Here is a 20,542-nt window from a genome sequence, read left to right as displayed (position 1 = left end):
CGGAGGGTAGGTCGGTTTGCGACCAATCTAGTTCTGCGGCATCTGATATGAGAAGATCTGATAGAGGTTCACTCACATGGGCGATTTTGTAAGCGTGATCCGGCCCAACGCCGGCGAAAAGAAGGAAGAGCCGCAGAGCAAGCGGGTGGTGCCGGTACTTCCGGTGCGAGACACGGTTCTGTTTCCGCACGCGGTCCTTCCTCTGACCGTGGGGCGCGAGAGCTCGATCCAATTAATTCAATCACTTGGCGAGGAAAAGACGATTGTTGTAGTCGCCCAGAGGGATGCTCGCAACGACACCCCTCAGCCGAGTGATTTGTTCGAAACCGGTACTTTGGCGACCGTCCACAAAGTTGTCAAAATGCCGAATCAAAGCCTGTTCGTCTTTACGGAAGGCAATGAGCGCGTGCGTCTGGCCAATTTCACACAGTTGCAGCCGTTCATGATGGCTGAGGTGGAAAGCCAGCCGGAGCCGGAGCCGGAGAAGACGTCCGAGCTCGAGGCTATGCAGCGCAATGTTGTCAGCCAGTTTCAGCAGGTAGTGCAGGCGTCCCCGACGCTTTCGGACGACTTGCAGACCATCGCGCTGAATATCGATGATTCGGGCCGTCTGGCCGACTTTGTCGGTAGCTCGCTGCCGTTCCTCACAACGCAGGATAAGCAGGAGCTGCTGGAGACCAACGATATCGCTGAGCGTCTGGAGCGTCTGAACAAGCACCTGGTGAAAGAGGCCGAGGTCCAGGCTCTGCGCAACAAGATTCAGAGCGAGGTGCAGGACTCCGTCCAGCAGAGCCAGCGCGAGTACTATCTGCGCGAGCAGATGAAGGCGATCCAGAAGGAACTGGGCGACGCCGACGACACCCAGAAGGACATCCAGGAGCTGAAAGAGAAGATTGATGCTGCTGGAATGCCGGAAGAGGTGAAGAAGGATGCTCTGAAGGAGCTTGGCCGCCTGCAGCGGATGAGCCCGATGGCCGCGGACTACTCCTTGACCCGCAACTACGTCGAGTGGCTGGCGGTGCTGCCGTGGGCCAAGACCTCCGGTGGAGAGGTGGATATCAAGAAGGCCGAGGGGATTCTGAACGAGGATCACTACGGTCTGAAGAAGGTGAAAGAGCGCATTCTCGATTACCTGGCGGTGCGCCGGTTGAAGCCCGATATGAAGGGGCCGATCCTGTGCTTCGTTGGACCTCCGGGCGTGGGTAAGACCTCGCTTGGGCGCTCGATTGCGAAGGCTCTGGGACGGAAGTTCTCCCGCATCTCGCTCGGCGGCATGCACGACGAGGCCGAGATCCGCGGACATCGCCGGACGTATATCGGTGCCCTTCCGGGACAGATCATTCAGCATTTGAAGCGGGTTGAGGTAAAGGATCCGGTCTTTATGCTCGATGAGATAGATAAGCTTGGTCGCGACTTCCGCGGCGACCCGGCGAGTGCTCTGCTCGAGACCCTTGATCCGGAACAAAACAACACGTTCCGGGATAACTATCTCGATCAGCCGTTCGACTTGAGCAAGGTCCTGTTTATCGCAACTGCCAACCAGCTCGATACGATTCCGGGGCCTTTGCTCGACCGTATGGAGATCATCGAACTCACCGGTTATACCGAGGAGGAGAAGGTCAACATTGCACAGCGCTACCTGGTCCCTCGCCAGGCGAAGGAGAACGGACTGGAGGAAGGGCAGTTAGAAATTCCTACCGAGTCCGTCGCGATTGTGGCGCGGCACTACACGCGTGAGGCGGGTGTTCGCCGCCTCGAACAGCTTGTCGGTACCATTGCCCGCAAAACAGCGCGCAAGATCGCCGAAGGCAGTGCGGAGAAGGTTGTGGTGACAACGGAGGTCGTGCAGGAGTTCCTGGGCGGCTTCAAGGTCAGGGTCGATACCGAAATCGCCGAGCGCACCAAGCGCGCCGGTGTGGCGGTAGGACTGGCCTGGACACCGGTGGGCGGTGACATACTCTTCATCGAAGCGAACAAGATGAAGGGTAAGGGGCACTTCCACATCACCGGCCAGATCGGCGACGTGATGAAGGAGAGCATGCAGGCGGCAATGACCTGGGTGCGCTCGAACGCAGTGTCGCTGGGGTTGGATGAGGATGTGCTGAAGGATATCGATGTCCATCTGCACGTGCCGGCAGGCGCCATCCCGAAGGATGGACCCTCTGCCGGTGTAACGATGGCGACGGCGATCGTGAGCCTGTTGACGGATAAACCAGTCCGTCCGCTGCTGGCGATGACCGGTGAAATTACGCTGAGCGGCAATGTGCTGCCGGTAGGTGGAATCAAGGAAAAGTTCCTCGCGGCCAAACGGGCCGGAGTGAAGGATGTGATTCTGCCGGTGGATGTGAAAACCAACGTCGACGAGGACCTGACCAAGGACCAGACCGACGGTATGACCATCCACTACGCGCGGCGCATCGAGGATGTCCTCGCGATTGCGCTTCCTTCAAACCAGAAGGAAGCCCAGATCGATGAGGCTCTGCGCGAGGCTGTTGTCTCGCAGGAGAGCGCGCTGACCGCGTAATCCCATCGCAGATTCAAAGGGCGGCTTCCCCAAAGAAGCCGCCCTTTTTGCGTTTGGGTATCATCGCTGCACGGCGATGATGCGGCATCTTCTGGTCTGCGGAGTAGTGGGCGGCGTGGCGATTGCGCTGCTGCAATGGAGCCAGTACCGGTTCCTCGTCGTGGACCATTCTGTCGAAATCTATGGCGCCCTGGTTGCGGCGATCTGCTCAGCCTTCGGCATCTGGCTTGGGCTGAAGCTGACCTCGCGGCCCCGGCAGGTGGAGGTGCGGGAGGTGCTGGTTCCCACCGATACTCCTTTCATTCGCAACGAGGAGCGAGTGGGCAGGCTTGGCATCACGCCGCGGGAGATGGAGATCCTGGAACTGGTCGCCGCAGGCCTGAGCAACCGCGAAATCGCCGAGCGCCTGTTTGTCAGCGAGAACACGGTCAAGACGCATTGCAGCCGGGTCTTCGGCAAACTGGGCGCGGAGCGCAGGACACAGGCGGTCCAGTTGGGGAAAGAGATCGGCATTTTGCCGTAGGCGCGTCACCCAAAGGTACGATTTCGCTGGAAAACCCGAAAATCATCCGAAAGAATGACGACACCGCAACGACGACAGGCGATGGTGAGGATGTGTTTTGACTCCTTGCTGAGGGAATAAGAGATGAAGAAAGTCATTCTTACATTTGGTCTGATCGCAGGCGCCATCTCGGCGTCACTCATGGTGGTCTCCATGGCTTTTGCCGATCGGATCGGGTTCGACCGTGGGTACGTGGTTGGTTATACGACCATTGTGATCTCTTCACTGGTGATCTTTTTTGGGGTGAAGTCGTACCGGGACAACGTCAGCGACGGTACGGTGACCTTTGGCCGTGCTTTCCTGGTGGGGCTGGGCATCGCGGTTATCTCCTGCCTCTGTTATGTCGCGGCGTGGGAGATTCTGTACTACAACTTCATGCCCGACTTTATGGATAAGTACGCGGCGTACCAGGTGACGAAGCTCAAGGCTTCGGGCGCGGATGCCATAACAGTCCAGAAGCAGATGGATGGCATTGCCAGGATGAAGGTGCTCTATGCCAACCCGCTCTATAACGCCGCGATGACATTTCTGGAGCCGTTCCCGGTCGCTCTGCTGGTGACCTTGGGATCGGCGGTGATTCTGCGGAGGCCGAAGCCGCGCGTTCCGCAAACTGTCTAGTTGTCAGGGAGTAAGGAAAGGACCCGCCTTCGCGTACCCTTGGGGTATGCGGGTGCGGGTCTTGTATTTTGGAGTGCTGAAGGAGTTGTTCGCCTGTCCGTCAGAGGACATAGAGGTCGAGAACGGTTGCAGTGTCGGAGAACTCCGGAAGGTCTTTCATGGACGAATGCCGGAGAGGGCATGGAAGTCGATGGCAATTGCGGTGAATCAGGAGTACGCCGGTGACGAGGTCCTGTTGCACGATGGGGATGAGATCGCTCTGCTGCCGCCGGTAAGCGGTGGAGCGCCCAGTCATGCACGTCGCGGAAGAAGATAAGCCTCCGGCCGCCATGCACCGTCTAAGATGCAGGAATCATGCAAATTGCCATTGTCCGGGAAGTGATTGACGCAGGAAGCATTACCGCCGCGCTGAAAGCCGGGGCGGATGGCGCCGTATGCGTCTTTGACGGGATTGTGCGCGACAATACACGCGGCCGCAGGACTCTGTACCTGGATTACGAAGCGTATGAGGAGATGGCGCTGAACCAGATGCGCAGCCTCGCCGAAGAGGCGGTGGCAAAGTTCGGGGTGCGCGATATCGCGGTGGTGCACCGCCTGGGACGGCTGTACGTTGGCGAGAGCAGCGTTCTGATCGTAGTAGCGAGTGCGCATCGTGGAGCAGCCTTCGATGCCTGCCGGTGGCTGATCGACACCTTGAAGAAGACCGTGCCCATCTGGAAGAAAGAGCAGTTTGAAGACGGCGCCGTATGGGCCGACGGGGAGCCTTTCCCCGAGGAGATTGTGCGCGGGTGAAAGTTGCCGCTGCCATATCGTTGGGTGCGATGCTGCTTCTCGGAGCTCAGGAGCCTGTTCAGCAGCGGACGGGAGATATTCCGGTCGTACGCGTGAACACGCGTCTGGTGAATGTTGCCGTGAACGTGACCGACGAGCACGGTGCGTTGATCGGTGGCCTGGAGGAGGATCAGTTTCGGGTGATGGAGGATGGCATGCCGCAGAAGATCGCCATCTTCGAGCGCGAGAGCGGGACTCCGCTCAGCATGGTTCTCGCGCTGGATACCAGCGAGAGCATGGTGCGCGACGACCGGCTTGCCCGGGATGCGGCGAAACAGTTTGCTCGGACGATGCTGCGCTCGCAGGATGAGCTGGCGGTGGAAGAGTTCTCCGATGCGGTGAGCGAGGTGGTGCCGTTCACCAATGACTTGAAACGGGTCGAACATGGCCTGAACCATCTCGACTACGGTCCATCCACTGCGCTGTACGACGCGGTGTATCTCTCGGCGCAACGCCTGGAAGATGCAAAACGCGACGCGACGAGAAGGCGTGTCATTGTGTTGGTGACCGATGGCGGCGATACGGTGAAGGGCGCGACCTATACGCAGGCCATGGAGCAGGTGCAGCGCGCCGGGGCGATGGTGTACTGCTTGATCATTGTGCCGATCCGTGCAGACGCCGGCCGTAACGTAGGCGGCGAGCACGCCCTGATGCAGATGTCAGAGGACTCCGGCGGGCGCTACTACTATGTCGAGGATCCGAAGGATCTGCAGAAGGCCCTGGATAAGGTCTCGGACGACCTGCGCTCGCAGTATGCCATCGGCTACTACGCGCCACCAGGAAAGCCCGGGGGCGAGAGGTTGCGGGCCATTCGCGTCGAGATGACCCAGTCGGAGCTGGCTTCGCGATACAAGCTTCGCTACCGCACCGGCTACTACCGCTGAGACAAGCCCTGCATCTGTCTGCGGACTGACAGGTAGTATGTAAGGTATGCCGTTCTCCAATGGAAAGCGTCGTCATAAGTCGCCCCCGCCGGGAGAGACCGGGCAGGAGGCGCTGTATCTGAAAAGCCTGAGCGAGCGCCAGGTGCCCGTTACGGTCAAACTGCGTGACGGGGAGCGCGTGAACGGTTGGATTGAGTACTTCGACGATACGATGATCCGCCTGACGCGCGAAGGGAAGCCCAATCTTTTCATCTACAAGCAGCAGATTCGCACCATAGCCGAAGAGCGCCGCACCAAGCCGCGCAGCGGCAACCGTGAGCGTGAGGTGGTGGAGTAATGTCTCTGGAAGTTGCGCAGAAGGCCGCTGAGATCGCCAAGGAGGCCGGGGCGCTGCTCCGGAGCTACTACGAGACTGGCGTCGCCGCGGAATACAAGGGCGATGTGGACCTGGTGACGGTTGCCGACCGCGCCAGCGAGAAGCTGATCGGCGAACGCCTCCGTCAGGTCTTCCCAGACCACGGTATCTACGGCGAAGAAGGTACGCGACAGGCTCTGGAGGCGGAGTTTCGCTGGTACGTCGACCCGCTGGACGGGACAACGAACTTTGCTCATGGATTTCCGTACTTCTGCGTCTCCATGGGGTTAGAGCGGCGCGCCCCTGGGTTGAAGCCCGAGGAAGATGGCGAACTGGTTGCAGGTGTGATCTACGAACCGCTGCGTGATGAATGCTTTGTCACCGGTAAGGGAGAGGGTGCCTGGCTGAACGGTCGCCGCATCTCGGTCTCAAAGACGGAGCTGCTGCAGGAGAGCCTGATCGCAACCGGCTTCCCCAGCCATAAGCGCCACGAGAATCCGAATATCCACTTCTACCACCAGCTCACCTTGCGTTCGCACGGTGTGCGTCGCGCCGGAGCGGCAGCAATTGATCTGGCATATACGGCGTGCGGCCGCCTGGAGGCTTTCTGGGAGTTCAACCTGAACCCCTGGGATACGGCAGCCGGCGTGTTGATGGTGCGCGAGGCCGGCGGTACGGTAACCGGCTTTGACGGCTCAACTTTCAAACTCGACAGCCGTGAAGTGCTGGCGTCGAACGGCCGCATTTCGGCGGAGATCCAGGCGGTGTTTACGGACATGTTCGCCGGGCGCGATTTGGAGCCGATTCCGACCCCGGCAGAGTTCCGGGAGCGGCGCGAGGCGGCAAAGTAAATATCTGCGCGTTCATGGGGATGGCCGTTCTGGCTTGGAACCGCTCTCCTACTGATGGGAATTATGGGACTCTGGCGGCTGAGGGGAATACAGGTCCGAGCGTCGGACAGTTCCCTCTGGACGGTTCTTTACATAGCTATGGCCCTACGGGGCGGATGGTTAATGTACCGTGGAATTCGGATCACAGGCAACCAGAATTAGTACTTCTTTAGTCCGATATAGAAATGCATTTCGCCAGTACTGACGCGGGCGAGATGGCTGTTATGATGAACTTACGCGAGACAATCTGGAGGCATGAGTTAAGAGATGGCATACGTAATTGCAGAACCCTGCATCGGCACCAAGGACACGGCGTGTACGGACGCGTGCCCGGTGGATTGCATTCACCCGAAGAAGGATGAGGCTGGCTACGCTGAGGCTGAGCAGCTCTTCATCGATCCGGTGGAGTGCATTGATTGCGGCGCCTGCGTTCCGGTCTGCCCGGTGTCGGCAATCTATGCCGGCGACGACCTGCCCGAGAACTTCGCCATCTTTGCTGATAAGGCGAAGACGCACTTCGGCCGCTAACCGGAGCATCTGCCGCAACGGCAGATTTGCCGCATAACCCTCTCACTGCTGTTGAGGGACGGCACGGATCCAAGACAAGCGCGCAGCCTAAGGGGCTGCGCGTTTGCTTTGTGTAAGACTTTTCCTGCGTGACCACACACCAGACAGAGGCGATCGTGCTGCGGACCTGGCCCTTTGAAGAGGCCGATCTGCTGGTTAGCCTCTTCACACGCGAGCAGGGCGTGGTGAAGGGCGTGGCGCGGCATGCGATGAGATCGCGCAAACGCTTCGGCGGAGCCCTGGAGCCGATGACCCATGTGCGCGCCACCTATGCCGAAAAACCGAAGCAGGACCTGGTACGGCTGGATTCGTTCGAGATCGTCTGGTCGCCGATGAGCGAGCCGGTGGACTATGCCCGTGTGAGTGCGCTCCAGTTTCTGGCTGAGGTGCTGGGCGAGGCGCTGCCGGAGCGCGCGGTGGAGGATGATGTCTTTCGTCTGACCGTGGCGACGCTGGCCGAGGTGAAGGTTGGGCAGGTATGGATGCCGATAACCTACTTCACGCTGTGGATGACACGGCTGATGGGCTGGCTGCCGGAGCTAGGCGTGTGCATCGTGTGCGGTGAAGCACTGCGCGGACAGCCAGTCTGGTTTGCCGCCGGAGCCGACGGCGTGACCTGCGGATTGCATAAGCGTCCAGGCTCGGTCGCTCTTCCACCTGAGGCGGTAGCGCTTGCCGAGCGAATGCTGCGGCGTCCCCTGGCGGAGTTATTGAAGGAGTCGGGGGGGAAAGCGGGACCTTTGGCAATGGTGCGACGGTTTGCCGTGGAGATCCTGGAGCGGCACTTGGAACGGCAGATGAGAAGTGCGCGGGTGTTGGCGAGACTCTAGAGCAATTCTCCTAATACGGCGTTGCGTAGCAGTACTGACGCTATTGTGTCGATCGCATTTCCTTCTCCAGCCTTTGGATGATGTAAGGAGCGAGCGAAGCCTGACCCTGGTTGAGCCGAAATTGAAAGTACTGTCCGGTAGCGAACGCTCTGCATTTCATTACGCAACAGATGATCTGGCAACGTACAGCGATCTATCGCCAACTAATCTCACAGGGACCAATAGCCACCATACAAAAAAAGTCCCTGGAGTACGTCATGTCGAAGTCTGGCTGTTATGTCGCATGTGCGGCACTTTTATCCCTCGTCACGTTATTTCTTATCGCTTGCGGAGGTGGATCAAATTCCGGTTCTACTTCCGGAATGGGAATGGCTACAGTCTCCATCAGCGATCCGGCCACATGTGCAGGTCCATCCGGTCCTTTCCTGCGTGTCTACGTCACCATCGTTGATGTGCAGGTCAACACCAGCGCTACGGCTTCGGCTACCGATTCCAGCTGGCAGGATCTCACCCCCACGCTCTCCTCCTCCCCCAGACAGATCGATCTTCTCGGCCAGGCAAATAACCAGTGTTTTCTGGCGACACTGGGAGATGCAAAACAGCTACAGGCAGGTACGTATCAGCAGATTCGTGTCATTCTCGCGGACAATTCGGCGTCGGTCTCCAACAATCAGTGCAGCGCCGCCGGTACTGCGAACTGCGTAGTGCTGAGCGCAGACAGCAAGGCTTATCCGCTGCAGCTTTCGAGCGAAGCGAAGACCGGGATCAAGATTCCTTCCGGTCAGCTTGCATCGGGAGGTTTCACCATCGCTGCAGGACAGACGAAGGATCTGAACATTGATTTCGACACCTGCGCTTCGATTGTGCAAACAGGAAATGGGCAGTTCCGCTTGAAGCCGGTGCTGCATGCAGGTGAAGTGACGGCCACGGCGACCTCCATCAACGGAACGGTGATCGACAAGGTCTCCGGCAAGGTGATTCCGGGGAACGTTCTGGTTGCCCTGGAGCAGAAAGACTCGACCGGTGTCGACCGCATCGTGATGTCCACCCTGACAAATGCCGACGGCACCTTCACCTTCTGCCCGCTGCCAACCGGCATGTATGACGTTGTGGTGGTGGGCATTACATCGACCGGCACGGTCTATGCGCCTGCGATTGTGACCGGTGTTTCGAATGGCGAGAGTACCGGCATCATTGCGTTATCCGCCCCGCTGCTCGCAGGGACGAGTACTGCAACGCTCGCCGGAAAAATAACCAGCCAGAATGCAAGCAACAGTGGAACGGTAATCGATGTCTCACTGAGTGCACTGGAGACCATCTCCGCCACGACCTACACCATTCCGCTGGTCCCCAATGCGCAGCAGAACGCCGCAACGGCTACGGTGACCACGGCAGCCGGATCCAGTTGCCCGAATAACACTGACTGCGCCAGCTACTCGGTGCTGCTGCCGGCGGCGGGCGCCTACATTGGCGCCTACTCAACCTCGGCAGCGACGTTGATGCAGTCTTCTCCTTATGCCACCTATGTTGTCGATGGCATTGCGTTTGTTCCTTCCTCCGGCGGAACGCTGAACTGTACTCCGTCTGAGATGAAGAGCCAGGCGTATGCCCTGACAGCCGGAGGGGCAACCATCTCCGTGACTTCGGCGCTGGCATTTGCTCAGTGTCAGTAGAGTAATCGCGGTAGACCCCGGGCCCGATCTCTTGGGGAGTCGGGCCCGTTTTTTTTTGAATTGTTGTTTGATCCACAGGACCGCGGGGCAACCCTGAAATGGGCCTCGATCTCTCATCCTGCACGCTGACGGGACAGTACCAGCCTGGCCGGCGACGGATCTCAAGGAGAAATGCGATGAGCTTGAAAGAAGTTCTGGTGGAAGAGTTGAAGGATCTCTATAGCGCTGAAAGTCAGCTCGTGAAGGCGCTGCCGAAGATCGTCAAGGCGTGTGAGGACGAAGAATTGGGTGAGTCGATTAACCAGCATCTGGAAGAGACCAAGGGCCATGTGGAGCGCCTGCAGCGTATCTTCGAACAGCTCGGTGAGAAGCCGACCGGCAAGCACTGCAAGGGCATGGAAGGTCTTCTGGCAGAGGGTAAAGAGGTCATCGAAGAGGGCGAGGAAGCTCCATTTGGCGACCTGATGATTACGGGTGCTGCTTCACGCGTGGAGCACTACGAGATTGCCGGGTATACCTCTGTGATCGAAATGGCTCGCGGCCTCGGCGAGGACGAGATCGTCGATCTGTTGACTGAGACCCTGGAAGAAGAACAGGCTGCGAACGAGAAGCTGGCCGAGAAGGCGAAGGAACTGATCGCCGAAGCCGCAGGCCAATCGGAAGACGAGGCCGAGCTGGAAGACGAAGATGTCGAGGCGGTCTCCGAAGAGGGTGAAGCGGGTGAGGCGTCCATGACCCGCAAGCAGACGCAGCATACATCGAAGACGGCGCCGAAGAAGCCTTCGCGAGGGAAGTCCAGGGCCGCGTAATCTCCGAAAGAGAACCGGAGAGAGGCGCTGACGGCATGAGTTGGATGACATGCCCTCATCCCTCTCCGGTTTCCTATTTCGCCTCGGGTAGACTTGAGGCATGCCGTTTGTTGCGAATGGGAAAGAGGCGCTCACCTTTCAAGAGCTCCTGTTCCGGCTTCAGAGTTTCTGGGCGGAGCGTGGGTGTGTGCTGCAGCAGCCATATGACGTGGAAGTCGGTGCGGGGACAATGTCGCCGGATACGTTTCTGCGTGTTCTGGGGCCAAAGCCTGTGCGCATTGCCTATGCGCAGCCGTCGCGCCGTCCGGCCGACGGACGCTATGGAGAAAATCCGAACCGCCTGTACAAGCACACGCAGTTTCAGGTGATCCTGAAGCCGCCGCCGGCCGATGTGCAGGAGGTCTACCTGGACAGTCTGCGCGCTATCGGAATCGACCTGAAAAAGCATGATCTGAAGTTCGAAGAGGACAACTGGGAGTGGCCTGTGGGCGGCGCCTGGGGCGTGGGCTGGCAGATGATGCTCGATGGCCAGGAGATCACGCAGTTCACTTACTTCCAGCAGTGCGGCGGTCTTGATCTGGAGCCGATGTGCGGCGAGATTACATACGGTCTGGAGCGCATCGCGCAGTTCCTGCAGGGCGTGGACTCGATCTATGACATCGTCTGGGCGATTGAGCCCGACACAGGCAAGCAGACCACCTACGGCGAGATCCGGCTGTACGAGGAAGAGCAGTACTCGACCTACAGCTTCGACTACGCCGATGTGAACAAGCTGTGGGAGCACCTGAATGCGTATGAGGCCGAGTGCCTGGCATTGCTGGACGCCGCTAAGGGCATGCCCGAGCTGGAAAGTCTGAAGGCGCAGCGCCGTTTCCCCGTATTGGGAGCCTATGAGCTGGCGCTGAAGTGCTCGCATGTCTTCAATCTGCTGGATGCGCGCGGCGCGATCAGTGTGACCGAGCGCGTCGGTGTCATGGCTCGCATTCGTACCCTGGTCGTAGGTGTGGCAAAGGCGTATGCCCAACAGCAGGAACTCACCGTGCCGGCAGAGGCGCTTCCCGCTTAACGCGGCGAGAGAGAACGATGGCTGATTTTCTATTTGAGATTGGATTGGAAGAGGTTCCGGCGCGGATGATCGCGTCCGCGCAGGCGGAGTTGGCAACGCGTGTGGAAACTCTACTGGGCCGTGAACGGCTGCTGGAGGAGGGCTCGTTCGTAACGAGCTACTCGACGCCGCGCCGTCTGGCCGTGTTGGTAACCGGTGTGCGTACACAGCAGCCGGACGCTGTGGAGGAGATGCTTGGTCCCTCGCTGAAGGTGGCATACAAGGACGGAGAGCCGACTCCGGCGGCTGCGGCCTTTGCAAAGAAAGCAGGCGTCAGTCTCAGCGATCTGAAGACGGTGACCAATGCCAAAGGCGAATATCTCGGCGCGACTGTGACACGTCCGGGCAAAGCCGCGGCTGAGGTCATCGCCGCCGAGCTGCCGAAGGAGATCGCCGGCATCTACTGGGCGAAGAACATGTACTGGCGCGCCGGGAAGCCCGAGCGTTTTGTCCGTCCGGTGAAGTGGATGATCGCGCTGCTGGGCGCTGTCGTCGTACCAGTCGAGTTCGCCGGTGTCTCTGCCGGTAATACGACCCGTGGTCATCGCATTCTGTTCGGAGCTGATGCCATCACGATTGCCCGGCCCTCGGAATATCTCGCAGCCTTGGAGAAGGCGTTTGTGCTTGCTGATGTCGCTGTGCGTCGGCAGAAGATTCGCAAGGCTCTGGATGCGGTAACGCGTACGGTTTCCGGCGCCCGCTGGCGCGAGGATCTTGAACTGGTTGAGACCGTCACACACCTGACCGAATGGCCGTATGTGGTGCTGGGTAGTTTTGAGACCGGGTACCTGGAGCTTCCGGAAGAAGTGCTGGTGACCGTGATGCGCGACCACCAGAAGTACTTCGCCGTCGAGGATGCAGGCGGCAAGCTGGCGGCGCACTTCCTGACGGTGCTGAACATTGAACCCGATGCCGAAGGTCTGGAGATCATTCGCACTGGCAATGAGCGCGTGCTGTCCGCACGGTTCAACGATGCGCGATTCTTCTGGGAGTTCGACCAGAAGACGACGCTGGCCAACCGCATGGAGAATCTGAAGCACGTCACCTTCCAGAAGGACCTCGGCAGCTACTTCGCCAAGGCGGAACGGGTGCGTAAGGTTGCCGCGGAGCTGGCGCGTCTGTGCGGGGAACGGAAGACCGATGCCGATGCTGCGGCTCTGGATCAGGCGGCAACCATCGCCAAGACCGACCTGACCTGCGAGCTGGTGAAGGAGTTTACGGAACTGCAGGGCGTCGTCGGCGGCCTGTATGCCCGCGCTCAGGGGCTGAGCGAGACCGTCGCGCTGGCGGTCTATGACCAGTATCTGCCTGCATCGATGGAAGATGCCGTGCCGCGCACGGTAGAAGGTCTGCTGCTCTCCATCTCCGATAAGGCCGACACCATCGGCGGCATGTTCGGTCTTGGGCTGGAGCCCACCGGATCGAAAGATCCCTTCGGTCTGCGCCGCGCCGCCAATGGCATTGTGAAGATGCTGGCTGAGGCGAAGCTTCCGCTGCTGTTGAGCGAGATCGCCGGACTGGGATCGGAGCATTCGGCAACGGCGACCAAGGTGGAACAGTTTTTTACGGAGCGCGTCGAGTTCTACCTGAAGGACGTGAAGGGCTATGCCTACGACGTCGTGAAGGCGGTTCAGGCTGCAGGCGCCGACGATGTGCCTGATGCTGTGGCGCGTGCGCAAGCGGTGACGGAGGTTCGTGGCTCGGATGACTTCGCGGCAATCTCAGCGGCCTTCAAGCGCATGAAGAACATCCTGACGCAGGCTCGCGAGAAGGGCGAGAACGCCGCCTGGACTCCGGACTTCCTGGTCGAACCGGCCGAGCGTACGCTGGCTGAGCAGAGCGGTCGTCTGGCTGCCTGGGTGGAAGGCCAGCGCCGCGAAAAGCAGTACGTCGAGGCGTTACAGACCATCGCGACACTGCGTCCGCACGTGGACGCTTTCTTCGACAAGGTGATGGTGATGGCTCCGGAAGAACGTCTGCGTGCTGCCCGCCTGGGGCTGCTGAACCGCGTCCTGCAAGACTTCTCACGTATCGCTGACTTCTCGGAGATCGTAACGGCGGGATAAATAAAATGGCCAGGAAAAGGGAAGCGACCAACCCGCAGGAGGCGAAGCCAAAGGCGATCAAGCCTCCCATGCTGCTGGAGAAGACGCAGGTGATTCTCAAGCAGTTGGAGGTAGCGCTCGACCAGCCGGTCATCACCTACTGGAACTCCAATAAGGGGTCGATCTGCCACAACGACGTCTCCGGCCTGTATGGTCTGTTGCAGAGCGTCGGCAAGGTGGACCGGCTCTGTTTGTTTATCAAGAGCGATGGCGGCAACGGTCAGGCCTCGTTGCGGATGGTGAATCTGCTCCGGCAGTACGTCAAGAAACTAACCGTATTAGCTCCTTTTGAATGCCAAAGCGCCGCCACCATGCTGGCACTGGGCGCGGACAACATCCTGATGGGTCCATTGGCCCATCTCTCCGCCGTGGATACTTCGCTGACGCATGACCTGTCTCCGATCGACCGCGATAACGACCGCGTCAGCGTGAGCCAGGACGAACTTCAGCGGGTGATCAACCTGTGGCGGCGGCAGGCGAGGGGCGAAAAGAGCAATCCATACGGAGCCCTGTTTCAGTACGTTCATCCGTTGGTGATTGGCGCCGTGGACCGGTCGAGTGCTCTTTCGACGAAGCTCTGCCTGGAGATTCTGTCGTACCACCTGAAGGACGCACAGAAGGCAAAGAAGATCAGCAATGTGCTGAACTCCGGCTATCCCTCGCACAGCTATCCCATTACGCTGCGGGAGGCCCAGCGCATCGGCCTGCACGCGGAGTCGATGGAAGACAGCGTGAACCATCTGCTCTTCGAACTGAATGCGGTGTATGCGGAGATGGGGCAGAACGCCTATGTTGACTACGACGCCCGCAATGCCCATGACAACTCCATCTCGAACATCATGGAAGCCAACGGGCTGCAGATCTTCTTCCAGCTCGAAAAGGACTGGCACTACCGGGCGGAGGAGCGCCGCTGGGTGGCACTGAACGATAAAAGCGGCTGGAAAAAGGCCCAGATCGCCGCCGGGAAGATCTCGGTGACGACCTTCCATATCAGATAAATCCGGATGCCAGGCCCAAATATTTGAGTTTTAGGGGTGGGGGGCGTACCATAATCGATAGCGACGCGTTGATCTCGCGCGGGACCGTGAATATGGCCGGCCGTTGGCGAGAGAGATGAGTGGGCGATGAGCCCACTTTTTATTTGCTCTGAAAACCGCCCTCCCACGGTGCAAAGAGGTTTGGCAATGGCATTACAGATGGACCAGATTCGGGCTACGGCGGAAAAGGTGGCGGCATCGCATCATCTGGAGGTGGTGGATATCACCTTCCAGGGAGCGGGCAAGCACCGGGCGCTCGCCGTGTATCTGGAAAGGGACGGCGAGGGGCGGGCAAAGCTGGTGGCTGCGGCCAAAGCAGGAGAACTGGAAGACCTGCCCAGCGGTGTACCCGTGGAAGCTCTCTCGGGCATCACACATGAGGATTGCGAAGTCTTTGCAAGGGACTTTGGAACGCTTCTGGATGTGGAAGATTTGATTCCCGGTGCGGAGTACACGATGGAGGTGTCATCGCCGGGCCTGGAGCGTAAGCTGCGGGGTGCAGCGGATTATGAACGGTTTGCCGGCGGCCTGGTGAAGGTGCAGACCTTCGAGCCGGTCAATAACAACCGGCATTGGACCGGACGGATGAGTTTCGCGGATGGTGTCGTGAAGCTTGACCTGTCGGCCGTGAAGCAGAAGGGGAAGGCGAAGAAAGCCTCCGCCGGGTTGGACATAGTGGAGATAGCGCTCTCGAACGTAGAAAAGGCGCAACTGGTGGCAGAGATTTAGCTTGTCTGAGGAAAGTAGTGTCTGGGGCAAGCAGTGTCTGGCGCAAGCAGTGAATGAGATTGAGGAAGTTGAGGTAAGCAGAGATGGCAAGTGCACTGTACGAGTCGATTCAGATTCTGAGCCGCGAAAAAGGTATCGATGCGGAGATTGTGGTGGCCGCCGTGGAAGACGCAATTGCGTTGGCGACACGCAAGTACTACCGCACGCAGGAGAATATGCGCTCCGAGTTGGATCGGGAGACGGGCGAGATTCGGGCCTATGTGTACAAGACTGTGGTGGAAGGCCCTGATCAGCTTGAGGATGAGCTGAACCAGCTCACGCTGGAGCAGGCCCGTGAGCTTGCGCCTGAGGTCGAAGCCGGCGGTGAACTGCGTTTCTACAAGGACACCAGCCCGCTGGGCCGCATTGCCGCGCAGATGGCCAAACAGGTCATCTTTCAGAAGGTACGCGAGGCAGAGCGCGATACGGTTTTCAATGAGTACAACCATCGCATCGGCGAGATCATCACGGCGATGGTAAAGCGCCTGGAGCCGATGGATGTGATCTTCGATATCGGCAAGGCCGAAGCCCGCATGCCGAAGCGTGAGCAGAGCCGGCTGGAGCAGTTTGCTGTGGGTGAGCGCGTGCGCGTGGTTCTGCTGCGTGTGGACCGCGCCGCCAAGGGGCCGCAGGTAATCGTCAGCCGTGCCGCTCCGGCGCTGGTGCAGAGCCTGTTCCAGGCTGAGGTTCCGGAGATCTACGACAACACGGTGATGATCAAGGCCATTGCCCGTGAGGCCGGCGAACGTACGAAGATCGCCGTGCAGTCACGTGATAAGGATGTGGATCCGGTCGGCGCCTGCGTCGGTATGAAGGGTATGCGCGTACAGTCGATCATCCGCGAGCTGCGGGGCGAGAAGATCGACATCATCGAGTTCTCCGATGAGATCACGACCTTTGCGGAGAAAGCATTGCAACCCGCCAAGGTCTCTCGTGTCTCCATTACGGACCTGACCGAGAAGCAGCTCGAAGTGATCGTTGACGACACGCAGTTGTCGCTGGCCATCGGCAAGAAGGGCCAGAATGTCCGTCTGGCGGCGAAGCTGCTGGGCTGGAAGATCGATATCAAGAGCGAGGAAGAGAAGCGCCAGGAGGTCGAGCAGGCCATGCAGGCGCTCTCCGGCGGACCGTCGACCCCGATCGAACAGGTCACCGAGCTGGGCGAGACGATCCTGGAGAAGTTGATTGCTGCCGGAATTACGACGGTGGAATCGCTGGCCGACATGACTCCGGAGCAGTTGGAAGAGGTTCCGGGTATCGGCGAGAAGACCGTGGAGAAGATCTCGGTCGCTGTTCGCCATTATTTCGGTCAGTATGCCGAAGGTGAGGAGCGTCCTGTCCTGGTGCAGGCAGCATCTGAAGTCCCCCAGGAGGAATCTTCAGTGACCAGGACACCGGAAGAGATTTTAGCGGCAGAGAACGAAGGAAAAGGGCTGATGGCGGAAGAGGCCGACGAGTCGACCGAGGAGCTTCAGGATGCCGAAGAGGCAGGCTCGGGAACGGACGCCTACTCGGATGCAGATGCCCGGGAAGAACAGATTGAGCTCGACAACGACAGCGTGGATTCGCTGGTTGCGGAGTCGGAGGATATCGCGAACGAGACGATTGACAACGAGCGCGACGAAGATGGCCGCGACCGTGGTTAGGCTGTGGACGCCGTTCGGCATGCGCCGAACGGCGGTAAGATTAAGTGTTGACGGTTTTAAACATCCCGAAGGGTTGAGGCTGCGTATGAACGGCTGAGTCTGCAAGGGGTAGTGAATAGGGGACGGATGAGTAAAGTTCGAATCAATGATTTGGCGCGCGAACTGGAGGTCAAGAGCAAGTCGATTCTCGACGCTTTGACCGCAGTGGGTGTGACCGAGAAGAAGACGCATTCAAGCTCGCTGGAAGAAGATGAAGCGGCTCGTGTGCGCACATACCTCCGCGGCGGTGCGCCGTCGAGTGGGGCGCGCTCTGCGGCCGCCAGTGAACCCAAAATCGATCTTTCGAGGATCTCGAAGCCTGGCGATGCGCTGAAGGCGATTCTGGAGCGCAAACAGGCTGAGCAGCAGGCGCATTCGCGCCCGCCTGCGGCCCCGCCGCCGCCGCAACGCCCGGCCGTCGCTGCGCCGCCACAGCGTCCGGCTGTTGCTACGCCGCCGCGCCCCGGCGTAGTGGTAACCCGTCCGTCAGTCGCTCCTCCGGTGGCAACGCCCCCGGCTGTAGCACCGGCGGCGTCTACCCCGGCCGCTCCTGCAGCTCCGGCTGCCCCTACTGCCCCGAGAGCACCGGCTGCAACATCTTTTTCACAACAACCAGCGGCTCCTAGGCGTATCATGCCGCAGATGGAGCGCCGCGGCCCCCAGATCATCGCTCCTAAGGCGACGCCCCCTGCTCCTGCCATCGCCGGCCGTCCTCCGGCTGGTCCGGTAGTCGCGGCTCCGCGTCCCCCCATCGCCGGAGTGCCTCCGGCGGGCGGTGGTGTGGCGGCCAGGCCTGCTGCAACTCCGGCGGGTCCCGCGGCTGCTGCTCCTGCAGTCACGGCCGCTCATGCGGCACCGGCAGAGCCGATGGCAGCTGCTCCGGTGGCGCCAGAGACTCCGGCTTCCACTCCTGCTCCGGCTGCGGCAGCGCCCGCGGCTCCAGCAGCACCGGCGCGCCGCGTGATTATGCCGCAGACTGGACCTCGACCGACGTATACCGCTCCTGTCGGAGCGGCGAATCTCGGCATACAGCGTGGCCGGCCCATCTTTGAGCGCCCGCGTCCTTCGGGACCAGGTGGCGGCGGTCCGAGCGGTCCGGGTGGTCCGGGCGGCGGCGGTGGCCGTCCTCCAATGCGTCCCGGCGAACGCCGTCCCATGCATCCGACGCGCACGCATCCGACCGGTGGACCGGGCGGTGGCCGTCCTGGCTTTGGCCAGCGTCCTGGCTTCGGTGGCGGACAACGTCCTGGTGGTGCACCGGGTATGCTGCCGCCTCCGGGTGACGTAGCAGCGCCTAGCAACCGTCCTGGCGGCCAGCGCCCCGGTGGAAACCGCCGCGGTCAGCAGTACGAGAAGAGCAAAGAAGGCCCGATGAAGGGCTTCAACGCTCCACGCTTCGGCGGTATGCCGGTTGCGCGCGAGCCGGTGCCGATCACGAAGAACCTCACCGTGACCGAGGGCATCAGCGTTAAGGACCTGGCCGAGAAGCTGGAAGTTCGCGGTAAGGACCTGATCGCCTCTCTGTTGATGAAGGGCGTTTTTGTCACCGTAAACCAGTCGCTCGACAACGATCTGGTGAAGGACGTGTCGCGTCAGTTCGGCGCGGACGTCAGCATCATCTCGGTGGAAGAACAGCTGGAGAACGAGGCCATTGAGGGTCTGCTGGAAGATACCTCCGGCATGGTGGAGATCGTTCGTCCGCCGGTGGTCACCGTCATGGGTCACGTCGACCACGGCAAGACCAGCCTTCTCGATGCGCTGCGTGAGACTGACGTCGCCAGCGGCGAAGCCGGTGGCATTACCCAGCACATCGGTGCTTACAAGGTCCATGTCACCAAGGAAGGCTCGCCCGCCTTTGGGCGCGAGATCGTCTTCCTGGATACACCGGGTCACGAGGCCTTTACCCGCATGCGTGCCCGCGGCGCCAAGGTGACGGATATCGTTGTCGTCGTCGTCGCGGCTGACGATGGAGTGATGCCGCAGACGCTGGAAGCCATCGATCACGCACGTGCGGCGAAGGTGCCGATTATCGTGGCGGTGAACAAGATCGATAAGCCCGAAGCGAACCCGGATCGCGTGATGCAGCAGCTTGCTGACCGCGGCCTGCAGCCGGATAGCTGGGGCGGCGATACGCCGTTCGTTCAGGTATCGGCGAAGAAGCGCATCAACCTCGACGGCCTGGAAGAGATGATCTGCCTGGTCGCCGACACGAACGAGCAGAAGGCGACTCCGGAGCGTCCGGCGGTCGGTACCGTTATCGAAGCCAAGCTCGACCGCGGCCGTGGCGCCGTGGCCTCGATCCTGGTGCAGAACGGAACGCTGCGCGTCAACGACAGCTACATCGTCGGCAACACCTTCGGTAAGGTGCGCGCCATGTTCGACGATCGCGGTCGCTCGATCACCGAGGCTGGACCATCGACACCCGTGGAGATCCTGGGTCTGGAAGGTATTCCGGATGCAGGCGATACCTTCCTGGTGATGGCGGATCGCGACAAGGCCAAGGGCATTGCGCAGTACCGCAAGATGAAGGAGCGCGAGGCACAGCTTGCCAAGTCGAGCCGCGTGTCTCTGGAAGGCCTGGCGGAGCAGATCAAGCAGGCTGGCGTGAAGGACCTGAACATCATCCTCAAGGGCGACGTGCAGGGTTCGGTCGAGGTTCTGGCCGACTCGCTGCAGCGCATGTCCACCGAGAAGGTGCGCGTGAAGGTGCTGCACTCGGGCGTGGGTTCCATCACCGAGAGCGACGTTCTGCTGGCGACCGCGTCCAACGCGATCATCATCGGCTTCAACGTTCGTCCGGAGCGCAAGGCCGCGGAACTGGCCGAGCAGGAAAACGTCCAGATTCGTATGCACTCCATCATCTACGAGCTGCAGGACGAGATCACCAAGGCGATGTACGGTCTGCTGGAACCGGTCTACCGGGAGCAGTACGAGGGCCGCGCCGAAGTGCTCAGTGTCTTCAAGATCTCGAAGGTGGGTCAGATTGCCGGTTGCACGGTGCGCGACGGCGTCATCCACCGCAACTCGCAGGTTCGCGTCAAGCGCGACGGCGAGGAGGTGTGGAAGGGTAAGCTCACCAACCTCAAGCGCTTCAAGGACGATGTCAGCGATGTTCGCGAAGGCTACGAGTGCGGTATCGATGTCAACTTCAAGGACATCAAGGCCGGCGACATGATCGAGGCTTACACCACCGAGAAGATCGCCGCCGAACTCGGAGCCAATACCGCCGAACTGCGGGAAGCCGCAGCCAAGGCAGCAGCAACGCACGCGTAGAACCCAAGCTGCATAGAAACACAGAA

General features: G+C 60.1%; 18 protein-coding genes. All 18 read left to right on the top strand.

All coding sequences use genetic code 11. From position 1 onward, the window contains the following. Nucleotides 1–76 precede the first annotated feature (76 nt). The 18 genes from lon (at nt 77) to infB (ending at nt 20,516) form a co-directional block, all read left to right on the top strand. Entirely contained in the window at nt 77–2,524 is a 2,448-nt protein-coding gene (lon, locus tag AB4Y89_RS06950) for an endopeptidase La (protein WP_442300179.1), read from the top strand. 76 nt (nt 2,525–2,600) lie between these two features. Then, nucleotides 2,601–3,047 (top strand): response regulator transcription factor, encoded by a 447-nt coding sequence (locus tag AB4Y89_RS06945; RefSeq protein WP_442300178.1) that lies wholly within the window; start codon nt 2,601–2,603, stop codon nt 3,045–3,047. Nucleotides 3,048–3,170: 123 nt separating this feature from the next. Continuing rightward, on the top strand, nt 3,171–3,704 hold the full coding sequence (locus tag AB4Y89_RS06940) for a DUF4199 domain-containing protein (RefSeq protein ID WP_442300177.1): 534 nt from the start codon (nt 3,171–3,173) through the stop codon (nt 3,702–3,704). Between the two features lie 46 nt (nt 3,705–3,750). Beyond that, nucleotides 3,751–4,020, top strand: coding sequence for a MoaD/ThiS family protein (locus tag AB4Y89_RS06935; RefSeq protein WP_442300176.1), 270 nt, complete (start codon nt 3,751–3,753; stop codon nt 4,018–4,020). 38 nt (nt 4,021–4,058) lie between these two features. Then, a complete protein-coding gene (locus tag AB4Y89_RS06930; protein ID WP_442300175.1) occupies nt 4,059–4,496 on the top strand; it encodes a molybdenum cofactor biosynthesis protein MoaE in 438 nt (145 codons plus the stop codon). Beyond that, a complete protein-coding gene (locus tag AB4Y89_RS06925; protein WP_442300174.1) occupies nt 4,493–5,419 on the top strand; it encodes a VWA domain-containing protein in 927 nt (308 codons plus the stop codon). Before AB4Y89_RS06930 ends, AB4Y89_RS06925 begins: the two co-directional genes overlap by 4 nt. A gap of 46 nt (nt 5,420–5,465) precedes the next feature. After that, on the top strand, nt 5,466–5,756 hold the full coding sequence (locus tag AB4Y89_RS06920) for an RNA chaperone Hfq (protein ID WP_442300173.1): 291 nt from the start codon (nt 5,466–5,468) through the stop codon (nt 5,754–5,756). Then, complete coding sequence (locus AB4Y89_RS06915; RefSeq protein WP_442300172.1) at nt 5,756–6,625, top strand: inositol monophosphatase family protein; 870 nt, start codon at nt 5,756–5,758, stop codon at nt 6,623–6,625. Before AB4Y89_RS06920 ends, AB4Y89_RS06915 begins: the two co-directional genes overlap by 1 nt. Nucleotides 6,626–6,931: 306 nt before the next feature. After that, nucleotides 6,932–7,192, top strand: coding sequence for a 4Fe-4S dicluster domain-containing protein (locus AB4Y89_RS06910; protein WP_442300171.1), 261 nt, complete (start codon nt 6,932–6,934; stop codon nt 7,190–7,192). A 128-nt stretch (nt 7,193–7,320) separates the two neighbouring features. Continuing rightward, entirely contained in the window at nt 7,321–8,061 is a 741-nt protein-coding gene (gene recO, locus AB4Y89_RS06905; RefSeq protein WP_442300170.1) for a DNA repair protein RecO, read from the top strand. A gap of 368 nt (nt 8,062–8,429) precedes the next feature. Beyond that, nucleotides 8,430–9,734, top strand: a complete 1,305-nt coding sequence (locus tag AB4Y89_RS06900; RefSeq protein WP_442300169.1) for a DUF4382 domain-containing protein — start codon at nt 8,430–8,432, stop codon at nt 9,732–9,734. 176 nt (nt 9,735–9,910) lie between these two features. Beyond that, nucleotides 9,911–10,543, top strand: coding sequence for a ferritin-like domain-containing protein (locus AB4Y89_RS06895; RefSeq protein ID WP_442300168.1), 633 nt, complete (start codon nt 9,911–9,913; stop codon nt 10,541–10,543). 100 nt (nt 10,544–10,643) lie between these two features. Then, nucleotides 10,644–11,609 carry a glycine--tRNA ligase subunit alpha gene (locus AB4Y89_RS06890; RefSeq protein WP_442300167.1) on the top strand — a complete coding sequence of 322 codons (966 nt, stop codon included), beginning with the start codon at nt 10,644–10,646 and terminating at the stop codon, nt 11,607–11,609. A gap of 17 nt (nt 11,610–11,626) precedes the next feature. Next, nucleotides 11,627–13,714, top strand: a complete 2,088-nt coding sequence (gene glyS, locus AB4Y89_RS06885) for a glycine--tRNA ligase subunit beta (protein ID WP_442300166.1) — start codon at nt 11,627–11,629, stop codon at nt 13,712–13,714. Nucleotides 13,715–13,719: 5 nt separating this feature from the next. Next, complete coding sequence (locus tag AB4Y89_RS06880) at nt 13,720–14,751, top strand: hypothetical protein (RefSeq protein ID WP_442300165.1); 1,032 nt, start codon at nt 13,720–13,722, stop codon at nt 14,749–14,751. A gap of 186 nt (nt 14,752–14,937) precedes the next feature. Then, nucleotides 14,938–15,519 (top strand): ribosome maturation factor RimP, encoded by a 582-nt coding sequence (gene rimP / locus AB4Y89_RS06875; RefSeq protein WP_442300164.1) that lies wholly within the window; start codon nt 14,938–14,940, stop codon nt 15,517–15,519. An 83-nt stretch (nt 15,520–15,602) separates the two neighbouring features. Further along, nucleotides 15,603–17,204: a transcription termination factor NusA gene (gene nusA, locus AB4Y89_RS06870; RefSeq protein ID WP_442300163.1), complete on the top strand. Its 1,602-nt coding sequence runs from the start codon at nt 15,603–15,605 to the stop codon at nt 17,202–17,204. Between the two features lie 126 nt (nt 17,205–17,330). Continuing rightward, entirely contained in the window at nt 17,331–20,516 is a 3,186-nt protein-coding gene (gene infB, locus AB4Y89_RS06865; RefSeq protein WP_442300162.1) for a translation initiation factor IF-2, read from the top strand. Nucleotides 20,517–20,542: the final 26 nt, after the last annotated feature.

Origin of the sequence: Terriglobus sp. 2YAB30_2, assembly GCF_052114765.1 — a bacterium.
In the GTDB taxonomy this organism is placed as follows: domain Bacteria; phylum Acidobacteriota; class Terriglobia; order Terriglobales; family Acidobacteriaceae; genus Terriglobus.
This window is presented reverse-complemented; position numbering and strand designations above follow the sequence as displayed.